Source organism: Nocardia brasiliensis, from assembly GCF_042691675.1.
Taxonomy (GTDB): domain Bacteria; phylum Actinomycetota; class Actinomycetes; order Mycobacteriales; family Mycobacteriaceae; genus Nocardia; species Nocardia brasiliensis_D.
The window spans coordinates 3021891-3034278 of record NZ_CP170507.1 but is presented as its reverse complement, the minus strand read 5'-3'; the positions used below and the strand labels follow the sequence as shown (position 1 = coordinate 3034278).

The 12388-nt window shown below is 68.9% G+C and carries 7 protein-coding genes; 6 read left to right on the top strand and 1 reads right to left on the bottom strand.

All coding sequences use genetic code 11. From position 1 onward, the window contains the following. Positions 1–154 precede the first annotated feature (154 nt). The 4 genes from ACFK0J_RS14160 to ACFK0J_RS14145 all read left to right on the top strand — a co-directional run bounded on the left by ACFK0J_RS14160 (position 155) and on the right by ACFK0J_RS14145 (position 5798). Positions 155–1042 carry a twin-arginine translocation signal domain-containing protein gene (locus ACFK0J_RS14160; RefSeq protein WP_378740207.1) on the top strand — a complete coding sequence of 296 codons (888 nt, stop codon included), beginning with the start codon at positions 155–157 and terminating at the stop codon, positions 1040–1042. Then, positions 1035–2810, top strand: a complete 1776-nt coding sequence (locus ACFK0J_RS14155) for a GMC oxidoreductase (RefSeq protein ID WP_378740205.1) — start codon at positions 1035–1037, stop codon at positions 2808–2810. The genes ACFK0J_RS14160 and ACFK0J_RS14155 overlap by 8 nt, the downstream gene beginning before the upstream one ends. 93 nt (positions 2811–2903) lie before the next feature. Beyond that, on the top strand, positions 2904–5633 hold the full coding sequence (lanL, locus tag ACFK0J_RS14150; protein WP_378740203.1) for a class IV lanthionine synthetase LanL: 2730 nt from the start codon (positions 2904–2906) through the stop codon (positions 5631–5633). 33 nt (positions 5634–5666) lie between these two features. Next, a complete protein-coding gene (locus tag ACFK0J_RS14145) occupies positions 5667–5798 on the top strand; it encodes a hypothetical protein (protein WP_378740200.1) in 132 nt (43 codons plus the stop codon). A 35-nt stretch (positions 5799–5833) separates the two neighbouring features. On the opposite strand, the gene ACFK0J_RS14140 is transcribed toward ACFK0J_RS14145, so the two are convergent. Next, on the bottom strand, positions 5834–6637 hold the full coding sequence (locus ACFK0J_RS14140; protein WP_378740197.1) for a methyltransferase domain-containing protein: 804 nt from the start codon (positions 6635–6637) through the stop codon (positions 5834–5836). Positions 6638–6712: 75 nt separating this feature from the next. On the opposite strand from ACFK0J_RS14140, the gene ACFK0J_RS14135 reads away from it, so the two are divergent. Both ACFK0J_RS14135 and ACFK0J_RS14130 read left to right on the top strand, forming a co-directional pair. Continuing rightward, positions 6713–6871, top strand: a complete 159-nt coding sequence (locus ACFK0J_RS14135; RefSeq protein WP_378740194.1) for a hypothetical protein — start codon at positions 6713–6715, stop codon at positions 6869–6871. Positions 6872–6898: 27 nt separating this feature from the next. Further along, positions 6899–12355, top strand: coding sequence for a carboxyl transferase domain-containing protein (locus tag ACFK0J_RS14130; protein ID WP_378740191.1), 5457 nt, complete (start codon positions 6899–6901; stop codon positions 12353–12355). Positions 12356–12388: the final 33 nt, after the last annotated feature.

Here is a 12388-nt window from a genome sequence, read left to right as displayed (position 1 = left end):
GGCCGGTACGGTCGCGCGAGAGGCTTTGGTGCAGTTCACAATTGGCGAGCATTTCAGCTGTGCACGAGAACATTTTCGGGCAAACGGCCCGGGGCGGCGGCCGGACGCCGATACGGTTGATTCAGGTCATTTCGGACTCCGGTGGGAGCCTACGATGTCGGACGAGAACAATGCCGCTGCGGCTTTGGATCGGCGAGATTTCCTGACACGGGTGGCCTGGTTCGTGGCCTGTGCCGGGGCCGGATCGCTGGGGGCGGGGGTCATTTCGCCAAGCATCGCGGACGCTCAGCCGGTCGGTCCCCTTGCCGCTGTCGACGCCGTGGTGCTGGATACCTTGCGCGGCGTGTGCGTGATGGTGTTTCCGGGGCCGGACGAGTGGTCGCGGGTGCAGGGCACGCCTCGGGCGGGGCCTGGGGTGATCGAGGTCGGCGGCGGCGAGTTCATGATGGGGCTGTTCGACAACTATTTGGCCACCGGAGATCAGTTGTCCAGGCCGTTGGCGTTGGCTTTCGGGCAGGCCTTGGACGAACTCGGCATACCGGCGCCGCTGCTCGGGCTTTCCCCGGACCAAGGCAGGCGGATCGATCAGGCGCTCGGGTACACGTTTTCGGATCGGGTACTGCCGCTGTCGGTACTGGTCATGCTCGCCCTGAACTTCGGGGCTGTGCTCGTCGCGCCCGGCACCCTCGTCGGACCGCTGGGGTCACCGTTCGCTCGATTGAGCCTGCGCGACAAATGTCGCGTCCTGGAGTTGCTGGAGCGCCCGATCCCGGAACTGGTCTCCATAGTCGACCGCGGTCTGCCTGGTCCTCTTCGCGGCTCGGGCACCGGCTTCCTCCGGTTCGCCGGCGGGCTCATCCTCGAAAGTGCTGCCTTCAGTGCGCATTCCGAGATGGAGATGTTCGACCCGAGGACGCGCACCGTTACCGGACGACCGCCGTCCTGGGAGCTCACCGGCTACCGCCCGGACGGGCTGGTCGAGGGTCATCCCGAGTTGATCGGCTACTACCAGGGGCGGACGGAGGTGCGGGCGGATGCGTGATGTCATCGTGATCGGTGCGGGCGGGGGCGGTCCGGTCGTCGCGGCGGAGCTGGCCGGGCGTGGCCTGGATGTGCTGCTGCTGGAGGCGGGTCCGCGCCATGCCGATCCGCGGTCGCAGTGGTCGCACGCGGAGAACGACGCGAACAATCCCACCGACGGCTATCTGCGCTTCGGACCGCAGGATCGCCGGAAGCCCGGCTGGTTTCGGGAATGGGCGTCCAACCTTTATGCCTGGCAGCTCGCCGGCGTCGGCGGGACCACCGCGCACTATTTCGGCAACTGTCCCCGACCGTATCCCGGTGTGTTCCAGGGCTATTCGGGCCCGGACGCGGCAGCCTACGATCGAGAACACGAATTCCCCTTCAGCTATGACGAATTCGTGCCCTACCTGGAGTGGGTCGAGGCAACCTTGCCGGTACAAACAGCGGCGATGGGCACCAAGGAGGCCATCACCTTCCGCGGCTGCGAAAACGTGGGCCTGTCGGTACAGACATCCCGGACCACGACCGGCATTTCCTTTCGGCCGCAACAGAACGCGATCCTGCAGCCGGGTGGCAACGCCGGGCGCACCGACCGCGCCGACCTGCTGACCTATCCGGCCGCGACCGGCTGCACGTTCTGCGGGCACTGCTTTCAAGGCTGTTATGAGCCGGTGCGAGCGCCGCGCAACCTGGCCGCCAAGCGCTCGACGGACAACAGCTATGTGCCGCTCGGACTGGCGGCGGACGCGGTGCGGCCGAGCGGCAAACCGGTCGAGTTGATCGCGGATTCCTTTGCCACCTCGATCAATTCGGAACAGCGCGGCAACGAGGTGGTGGCGACCGGGGTGAGCTGGCGCAACAACACCACCGGTGCGCAGTTCACCGAGGACGCCCGGGTGGTGGCGCTGGCCGGCGGCGCGACCGAAAGCCCGCGGCTGTGGTTCAACAGCGGGCTGCCCAACCCCAATGACTGGGTAGGCCGCGGGCACACCGATCACTTCCTCGACTGGGTTGTCGGCAGCTTCGACGAATACACCGGAAACTCCAAGGGCGCCAACTCCGCTGCCCGCGTCGATTTCCCCGGTCGCGGCGGGATCGAGAACGTCGGCTTGACCCCGGCGATCCAGGCATTCTCGATGTGTCTGTCCGACAGCGGGGTTCGGGGTGTATACGACAACGGCCGGGGCCCGTACGGCCCATGGGACGGACCGGCGGGCCGATTAGTAGGTCACGAACTGATGGATCTGCTGGCGGGCGGGATCGACAACCTGCTCAACTTCCTGGTCATCACCGACGACCATGTCGAACCCCGCAACCGGATCACCCCGTCTCTGTTCCCCGCCGATGAGAACGGCGCCCCCGCGAAGATCGATGTCGCACGGCGCCAACGCAAGTCGCAGACCCTGGCGAACCGGGAGTTCATGGCGTGGCGGGCCGCGGAGATCATGCGCGCGGCCGGTGCGAAAAAGGTATACCGGATGGACTGGGCGCCACTGCTGTTGCACGTGCACTCATCCATGCGGATGGGTACCTCGGCAGCGAACTCGGTACTGGACGCCAACGGGGAGGCCCGCTGGGTCAAACGGCTGTTCATCGCCGACAACTCCGCGTTACCCAATTCCCTGGGCGGACCCAACCCGACGCTGTCCACCCAGGCGCTGGCGACCCGGACGGCGGAGCGGATATTCCACAGGTATTTCGGCGGCGACTCCTGGGTGGACAAGGAAGCGCCGATCGTCACGACCGATCCGCGCATCACCGTCCGCCTGGCCGAACTCGGGCTCTAACCCCGCACGTACACCAGAAATATGGTCGCGACAGGCACTCCGGCGGCCGCTAGCATCGAATGTCTCCTGGATCATCTTGCTCTGGAGCACTGGATGGGGGGCATCCGTTCGATGACCGAGGTGCTGACCGACTCGCCGCGCTCGGCGGTGACATCGGGTTATCGGTCGATCGCCATGGCTGTGCTGGCGGAATCGGCTATCGGCCCGCGCTGGCGGCTGCGTGAAGGCGACACGTGGTGCACGGTGACGCCGCCGGAGCACCGGTCCAGGGCGCAGGGCTGGAAGTTGCATGTGTCCGCTACTCCGGTGTCCGCGCCGCAGGTGTTGACGAACGCGGTTCCGGTGCTGGTGGCGCACGAGTGCGCGTTCAAGTTCGCCGCGACGCCGCGAATCGTCGCCGAGCTCAACGCGAGTCGGGCCGACCGGGCGCAGTCGGGCAAGTTCCTCACGGTGTACCCGATCGATGACGATCAGCTGCGCGCGCTTGCCGAGCTGTTGCACGAGGCCACCCTCGGGCTCGCCGGTCCGGCGATTCTGTCCGATCGGCGCTATCGGCCGGACAGCCTGGTGCACTACCGATTCGGCTGTTTCGTCGCACCGAGCCGACTCGACGACACCGGGTTCTATGAGGGGCAGTTGTCCGCGCCGGACGGCACCTCGGTAGCCGACGAGCGCAACCCTTGGTTCTCCCCGCCCGCCTGGGCCAGCCCACCGTTCGACCAGCCGCCGCGGACCCACGGACGTAAGCGGGGCGATCCGGTGCTGATCGCGGGCCGCTACCTGGTCACCCACGCCATCCAGCACGCCAATCGCGGCGGCGTCTATCGCGCCCACGACCAGCACACCGGCGAACATGTGCTGCTCAAGGAGGCACGCCCGCATATCGCGACGGATCCGGATGGCAAGGATGTCCGGGACCGGCTGCGGCACGAGGCAGCCATCCTGGACCAACTCGGCCCCGCCCGGATCACCCCGGCGGTGCGCGACGTGGTGGCGGTTGCCGAGCACATATTCCTCGTCGAGGATCTGATCGCGGGCACAAACCTGCAACGATGGCCCGCGGTGCATGCTCGGCCGAGTGACGGTCAGGTGCCGGTGACCGAGGTGTGGCGGCTGGCGCGCGAGCTCACCCGGCTGATCGGCGCGGTACACGAAATGGGCTTCGTACTACGCGATTTCACGCCGGGCAATGTCATGGTGACACCCGAGAACATCCCGGTGCTCGTCGATATGGAATGCACGATCCACGCCGATCAACTGGCATATGTCGCGGGCACACCGGGATTCGGTGCGCCGGAATACTTCGACGAGCCCCGCCGCAACAGCGCGATCCCACTGCCCGCCCCCGGCCCGGAGGTGGATTGCTTCAGCCTGGGCGCCACCCTGCTGTATATCGCCGGTGGCATCAACCCGGTGCTGGCTGCCGACGCACCGGTCGCTCGGCCGACCGGCGCGCGGATCGCGGCGATCGTCGAGGCGGCCGCGCCGACCTCCCCCGCGCTGCACGCACTCGCCCCGGTCATCCTCGGCCTCACCGCCGACGTGCCGGACCGGTGGACACTGCCGCGAGCCGCGGCGTTCCTCGACACCGAACCCGTTGTGGCGCAGGCTCGTCCGGGGCCAGCGCTGTCCGAGGAGAATCGCGACCGGCTGCTGCGGGACGGACTCGCTCACCTGGTCGACACGATGACCCCGAATCGGGAGTACCTGTGGCCGCGCCCGCAAGCGCTGCCGCCCGGCGACCCGTGCAACGTGCAGCTGGGCGGGGCCGGGGTGCTCGCGGTGCTCGACCGTGCGGTGCGCTGCGGGGAGCAGTGGGTGAGACCGGCATTGGCCACCGCGGCACGCTGGCTGGACCACCGACTGACCTTGCCGAGCCGGATCTTGCCCGGGTTGTATTTCGGTCGCTCGGGAACCGTGTGGGCGCTGCACGCCGCTGCCCAGACGCTGGGCGATGAAGCCTTGGCCGAGCGTGCGTTGGGCTACGCGCTGCGCATTCCGCTGGACTGGACGAATCCGGATATCTGTCACGGCCTGGCCGGTGCCGGTTCGGCACAGCTCCAGCTGTGGCGGGCCAGCGGTGACCAGCGATTCGCCGACCGAGCCATGGAGTGCGCCGAGCGGCTGATCCAGGTGACCAAGACCGCTGAAACCGGAGTGGACTGGCTGGCCGGGCCGCAGTTCCGCGACGAACTCGCGGGCTCGGAATCCTACGGCTTCGGCCACGGCCTCGCCGGGAACGCGACCTTTCTGCTCGCCGCAGGGTCCGTCCTGGATCAGCCCGACCTGGTCGAGATCGCGCTCGGTGCCGGGCACGCGCTCTGCGCGGTGGCCGAATGTCAGGGCGACAGCGCACGCTGGCCGAAAGGTCCGAGTACGGCCGGCAGCCTCGATGTGAACTTCTGGTGCAACGGCACCTCCGGTGTCGGCACGTTTCTCGTCCGGCTCTGGCAGGCGACCGGCGAACCGCGGTTCCGCGAGTTCGCCGAACGCGCGGGACACCGGGTGTACCGGGACCGGTGGCGCCTCGGGACCGGTGCCTGCCACGGCATATCGGGCAACGCCGAACTGCTGCTGGATCTCGCCGAGGCAACCGGGCAGGACCGCTATCGGCAGTGGGCGGCGGAAATCGCTACTTGCCTGTATGTCCGTGCGGCCGAACGGGACGGCAGGTTACTGGTTCCCGACGACACGATGCGTGAGGTCTGCGCGAGTTACAACGTCGGGCTGGCCGGCGTACTGGACTTCTTGCTGCGCCTCGGACATGGCGGTCCCCGTTCCTGGCTGATCGACCACGGCCGATCCATCGACGGGCCACCATGATCGGAAGAACACCGGAAAAGGAAGAGGAGAACCATGGAGACCGACGTCTTGGAATTGCAGGACCTGCCGGAAACCGAAGAGCAGTCGATGGAGCCGCAGATGTGCTGCCGCAGCCACTATCGCAGTTTCGAATGGGCTGACAACTACACCGCTGTCCCCGAATAGTGCGGCCATGCCGGGACGGTGCGACCTGGCGGCATTCATCCCGGTTTTCGCCCCCAGGTCTGGACCATTCGAGGAGCGGCCAGCACCATCGACGAGTCGTCCACTGCCGCACGGAGGTCGGTGAGCATCGCGGCGAGTTCGGCGGGGCTGGTGAGTCCGGCCTGAAGTGCGGCGTCGGCGATGTTCTCCAGGGTGAGCACGTGGATGGACTTGATCGCCGGGTCCGGTTCGGCGAGCTGGTTGATCCGGATATGAATGTCGGTGCAGCCCGCCTCGTGCAGGAGCAGCGGCAATCTAGGGCCGATCAGCGGGTCGGCCCCTCGGTGGCGGCCGGTGCGAATGTAGAGATCGTGGTAGGCACGGAACGCGGGCAGGTCCGGACAGCACACGGGTGCGCTGAAGTCGACGTCCTCGACGGCCAGGATGCCGCCCGGCCGAAGAGTCCGGCCGATCGCGGCGACCGCCGCGCCGGGGTCGGTCAGGTGCGAGAGCAGAAAGCGGGCGTGCGCGATATCGAAAGTTTCGTTCGGGCCCTCGCCCATGATGTTGCCGACTCGATACTCCACCTGCGGATACGCGGTCGCTTCGGCGCGAGCCAACGCGACCTTGGCCGGATCGACGTCGGTGCCGAGGACGCGGCCCGCCGGACCGACCATGTCCGCGATCATCACCGTCACGTCCCCGCCGCCGGATCCGACGTCCCAGCATCGGTCGCCCGGCCGGACCGGCAGTCGCTCGAGCAGCGCCCGCGTCGTCGGCGCCAGCACTCCGGCCAGCACGCGCAGTCGTTCCCGGCCCGGCCGCCCGCCGCGAATGATGTAGGAATCGGCTTCGCTCATGTCATCTCCTGTCGCGGCCGAGCACGGATTCCGGGCCACTTTCGGTCGCCGGGCATCGAATTTGCGCTGCTACCGATGAGTATCGTCGTTGCGGGCAGGGTGTTCGCGGCGAAAACCCTTACGCTCGAGTCGGTATCCGTAGTGTCCTACCGTGCTGGATCGAGCCACCGCCGCATCGGCGTGGTTTCGGACCGGGTCGACACGCACGCTAAAGCCGCACACCACGCGGGCTAAATGCCTTTGAGAGGAAGGGCTGTCGAGTTGTTCAGCCGTATCGCCATCGTCAACCGTGGTGAGGCCGCGATGCGGCTCATCCACGCCGTCCGGGAGCTTGCCGCCGAGACCGCGACGCCGATCGAAACCGTCGCACTGCACACCGACGTCGACCGCACCGCCACCTTTGTGCGCGAGGCCGACATCGCCTACGACCTCGGTCCCGCCTCCGCGCGCCCGTACCTCGATCTGAAGGTGCTCGAGCGCGCGCTACTGGAGACCAATGCCGACGCCGCATGGGTCGGCTGGGGCTTCGTCGCCGAGGACCCGGCGTTCGCGGAACTGTGTGACAAGGTCGGCGTCACCTTCGTCGGGCCGAGCGCGGACGCCATGCGCAAACTCGGCGACAAGATCGGCGCGAAGCTGATCGCCGAGCAGGTCGGCGTCCCGGTCGCACCGTGGAGCCGCGGCGCGGTCGAGGACCTGGACACCGCGCTGGCCGCGGCGGCCGAGATCGGCTACCCGCTGATGCTGAAGGCGACCGCCGGCGGCGGCGGGCGCGGCATCCGCGTGGTCACCAACGAGGCCGACCTCGCCGACGCCTACGAGCGCACCAGCCAGGAGGCCGCGCGCGCATTCGGCAGCGGCATCGTGTTCCTGGAGCGGCTGGTCACCGGCGCCCGGCACGTCGAGGTCCAGGTGATCGCCGACGGCCAGGGCACCGCGTGGGCGCTCGGCGTCCGCGACTGCTCGGTGCAGCGGCGCAACCAGAAGGTCATCGAGGAGTCGGCGTCACCCGTGCTCAGTCCGGCGCAGGCGGCCGAACTCAAGGCGTCGGCGGAACGGCTGGCCATCGCGGTCGATTACCGCGGCGCGGCGACCGTCGAGTTCCTCTACCACCCCGGCGACAAGCAGTTCGCGTTCCTCGAGGTCAACACCCGCCTGCAGGTCGAGCACCCGATCACCGAGTCCACCACCGGATTCGACCTGGTCAAGGCGCAGTTGCGGGTAGCTTCCGGCAGCAGGCTCGAAGGCGAGCCGCCGGTGGAGCGCGGGCACGCCATCGAGGCACGGCTCAACGCCGAAGACCCCGACCGCGACTTCGCACCCTCCCCCGGCCGCATCGCCCGGCTGGATCTGCCCGCCGGGCCCGGCATCCGGGTGGACACCGGTGTCAGCGAGGGCGACACCATCCCCGCCGACTTCGACTCGATGATCGCGAAGATCATCGCCTATGGCCACGACCGCGACGAAGCGCTCGGCCGGCTGCGCCGGGCGATGGCACAGACCACGGTGATCATCGAGGGCGGCGCGACCAACAAGAGCTTCGTGCTCGACCTGCTCGATCAGCCCGAGGTGATCGACGCCAGCGCCGACACCGGCTGGATCGACCGCGTCCGCGGCGAGGGCAGGCTGGTCTCGCACCGGCACTCCGCCGTCGCGCTGGCGGCCGCCGCCATCGAGGCGTACGAGGAAGAAGAACGCGTCGAACGGCAGCGGCTGCTGTCGACGGCGTTCGGCGGACGCCCGCAGGTGCAGCACCAGAGCGGCCGGCCGTTGGACGTCAAGCTGCGCGGCGTCGGTTACCGGGTGCGCGTCGCGCGGGTCGGCGCGGATCGGTTCCGGGTCGGCGTCGAAGCGGGTGACGACGTGCGCACCGCCGACGTCGAGCTCGACCGCTTCGACCGGCACACCGGGCAGATCGTCGTCAACGGCACCCGATACCGCCTGCTCACCGGCACGCACGGCCCGATCCACCTGGTCGAGGTGGATGGGGTGACGCACCGGGTCAGCCGCGACGAGGGCGGCGTCGTCCGCTCGCCCGCGCCCGCACTGGTCGTGGCCACGCCGCTGGAGGTGGGCGACGAGGTCGAGGCGGGCGCGCCGGTGCTGGTACTGGAGAGCATGAAGATGGAGACGGTGCTGCGGGCGCCGTTCCGGGCGCGCCTGAAGGAGTGCGTGGTCTCCGTGGGCACTCAGGTGGAGACCGGTGCGCCGCTGCTGCGGTTGGAGCCGCTCGCCGACGGCGCCGAAGCCGAGGACACCTCGGCCTACCAGTCCGTCGAGCTCGACCTGCCCGCCGCGCCGGGGCCGATCCCGGCGTGGGAGCGCACCGCACGCGGCCGGGAGGACCTGCGCAGCCTGCTGCTCGGTTTCGACGTCGATCCGCACGACGACAACCGGGTGCTCGACGACTACCTGGCCGCACGTCGCGCCGCCACCGACGAAGGCCACCGGCCGCTGTCCGAGGAACTCGAACTCATCGACGTGTTCGCCGACCTCGCCGAGCTGAGCCGCAACCGGCCCGCCGGTGAGGACGGCGGTGACGGCCATGTGCGCAGCGCCCGCGAGTACTTCCACACCTACCTGCAGAGCCTCGACGTCGAGCGGGCCGGGCTGCCGGAGGCATTCCAGGCCAAGCTGGCCAAGGCGCTCGGGCATTACGGTGTCACCGAGTTGGAGCGCTCCCCCGAGCTCGAAGCCGCGGTGTTCCGGATCTTCCTGGCCCAGCAGCGCGCGGCGGCCGCTGCCACCGTCGTCACGACCTTGTTGAACACCTGGCTGCGGCAACCACCGCCGGACGAGGTACTGCGCGAGCCCGCCGGTTTCGCGCTGGAGCGCCTGGTGGCCGCGACACAGGTCCGCTTCCCGGTGGTCGCCGACCTCGCGCGCGGCGTGGTATTCGCCTGGTTCGGTCAGCCGCTGTTGCGCCGCAACCGCGCCCGGGTCTACGCCGACGTGCGCAAGCACCTGCGCCACCTGGACGCACACCCGGACTCGCCGGACCGCGCCCAGCGCATCGCCGAAATGGTGCGCAGCACCGAGCCGTTGGTGCGGCTGCTCGGTCAGCGGTTGATCCGCGACCACCTGGACAACGCGATCATGCTGGAGGTGCTGACCAGGCGGTACTACGGCAACAAGGAACTCACCGCCGTCCGCACCCGCGAGGTCGCGGGCTGCACCTTCGTGGTCGCCGAGCGCACCGGCTCGAGCGTGGTCTCGGCCGCGGTGAGCTTCGACGAACTCGGCAGCGCGCTGCGTGGGCTCGCGGAGCTGGCCAGTGGTGAGGACGACATCGACGCCGACATCTACCTCGCCTGGGAGAAGCAGCCGGAGAGCTTCGACGCGATGGTCGCCGCGCTGCACGAGGTGCTCAACGCGCAGCCGCTGCCGAGCCGGGTCCGCCGGATCACCGCCACCGTCGCGGGCAGCGGCGCCGCGGTGATGCACCACCACTTCACCTTCCGTCCGTCGACCACCGGGATGATCGAGGAGCGGTTGATCCGCGGCCTGCACCCGTATATCGCGCAGCGGATGCAGATGGAGCGGCTGAGCAAGTTCGACCTCACCCGGCTGCCGTCCTCGGACGAGGAGGTCTACCTCTTCCAGTGCGTAGCGCGGGAGAACCCCTCCGACGACCGACTCATCGTGTTCGCACAGGTCCGCGACCTGACCGCGCTGCGCGACCACGAGGGCAGGCTGCTCGCCCTGCCGACCGCCGAGAACACCATCGCCACCTGCGTCGACTCCATCCGCCGCGCGCACGCGCTGCGGCCGTCGCGCAAGCGCTTCAACACCAACCGGATCGTGGTCTACGTCTGGCCGCCGAGCGAGATCACGCGCGCGGAGCTGGAGATGATCGCCGAGCGCGTGCTGCCGACGACCGCGGGCGTCGGACTGGAGGAGATCCTGTTCATCGCACGGCAGCGCGAACCGGAGACCGGCGAGCTGACCAAGGTCACCGTGCGCATCTCCTTCGACGCCACCGGCGGTACCGAGCTGACCATCGGCGAGCCGTCGCTCGCGCCGGTCGAACCCGTCGACGACTACCGGCAGAAGGTGTTGCGCGCGAGCAGCCGCAACACCGTCTACCCGTACGAGCTCACGGCGTTGCTCGGCGATTTCGTCGAGCACGACCTCGACGCGTCCAACACGCTGGTGCCGGTCGACCGGCCGAAGGGCCGCAATACCGCGGCGATCGTCGCGGGTGTGGTAAGCACGCCGACCCCGCGGCACCCGCAGGGCGTCACCCGGGTCGTGCTGCTCGGCGACCCGACCAAGTCGCTGGGCGCGCTGTCGGAGCCGGAGTGCCGCCGCGTCATCGCCGCCCTCGACCTGGCCGAGCGGATGCAGGTGCCCCTGGAGTGGTACGCGCTGTCCGCGGGCGCCCGGATCTCGATGGACTCGGGCACCGAGAACATGGACTGGGTGGCCGCGGCGCTCAAGCGGATCGTCGAGTTCACCCAGGACGGCGGTGAGATCAATATCGTGGTCGCGGGCATCAACGTCGGCGCGCAGCCGTACTGGAACGCCGAGGCGACGATGCTCATGCACACCAAGGGCATCCTGGTGATGACGCCGGATTCGGCGATGGTGCTCACCGGCAAGGACGCGCTCGACTTCTCCGGTGGCGTCTCGGCCGAGGACAACTTCGGCATCGGCGGCTACGACCGGGTGATGGGCCCGAACGGGCAGGCGCAGTACTGGGCGCCGAGCCTGGGCGCCGCCCGGGGCGTGCTGATGTCGTACTACGACCACACCTACGTCGCACCCGGCGAGAGTTCGCCACGGCGGGCGACCACGACCGACCCGATCGACCGTGACGTCTCCGATTTCCCGCATATCGTCGGCACCGATTTCAGCACCGTCGGCGAAGTCTTCTCCGCCTCGGCGAATCCGGACCGCAAGAAGCCGTTCGACATCCGGACCATCATGCGGGCGCTGTCCGATCAGGACCATCCGGCACTGGAACGCTGGGCCGGGATGGCCGACGCGGAAACCGCGGTGGTGCAAGACATCCACCTCGGCGGCATGCCGGTGTGCCTGCTCGGCATCGAGTCGCAGTCGGTGCCGCGGCGCGGCTTCCCGCCCACCGACGGCCCGGACACCTACACCGCGGGCACGCTGTTCCCGCGGTCGGCGAAGAAGGCGGCGCGGGCGATCAACGCGGCCAGCGGCAACCGGCCGCTGGTGGTGCTCGCGAACCTGTCCGGCTTCGACGGCTCACCGGAGTCGATGCGCAAGCTGCAGTTGGAGTACGGCGCCGAGATCGGCCGGGCGATCGTGAATTTCCGTGGGCCCATTGTGTTCTGCGTGATCTCGCGGTACCACGGTGGCGCGTTCGTGGTGTTCTCGAAGGCGCTCAACCCGAACATGACCGTTCTCGCACTGGAGGGTTCGTTCGCCTCGGTGCTCGGCGGCGCCCCCGCCGCGGCGGTGGTGTTCTCCGGTGACGTCAACGCTCGCACCGCGGCCGACCCGCGCGTGCGAAGCCTGGAGGCCCGGGCGGCGGCTGCCGCCGGTGCCGAGCGCGGCACGTTGACCGCCGAACTCGATGAGCTCCGCTCCTCGGTCCGCGCGGAGAAGCTCGGCGAGGTAGCGGCGGAGTTCGACCGGGTGCACAACATCCAGCGCGCCGTCGAGGTCGGCTCGGTCGACGCCGTCATCAGCGTCGCCGAACTCCGCCCGCGCATCATCGAGGCCATCGAGTCTCGGCTGCGGTAGTTCCGAATACCCGGTCGGGGTCGTCGAATTCGA

What these genes read in the sequence shown, in the direction of transcription:
- ACFK0J_RS14140 (WP_378740197.1), bottom strand. Translation starts at nt 6,637, where the DNA reads ATGAGCGAAGCCGATTCCTACATCATTCGCGGCGGGCGGCCGGGCCGG.
- ACFK0J_RS14160 (WP_378740207.1), top strand. Translation starts at nt 155, where the DNA reads ATGTCGGACGAGAACAATGCCGCTGCGGCTTTGGATCGGCGAGATTTC.
- lanL (WP_378740203.1), top strand. Translation starts at nt 2,904, where the DNA reads ATGGGGGGCATCCGTTCGATGACCGAGGTGCTGACCGACTCGCCGCGC.
- ACFK0J_RS14145 (WP_378740200.1), top strand. Translation starts at nt 5,667, where the DNA reads ATGGAGACCGACGTCTTGGAATTGCAGGACCTGCCGGAAACCGAAGAG.
- ACFK0J_RS14155 (WP_378740205.1), top strand. Translation starts at nt 1,035, where the DNA reads ATGCGTGATGTCATCGTGATCGGTGCGGGCGGGGGCGGTCCGGTCGTC.
- ACFK0J_RS14135 (WP_378740194.1), top strand. Translation starts at nt 6,713, where the DNA reads ATGAGTATCGTCGTTGCGGGCAGGGTGTTCGCGGCGAAAACCCTTACG.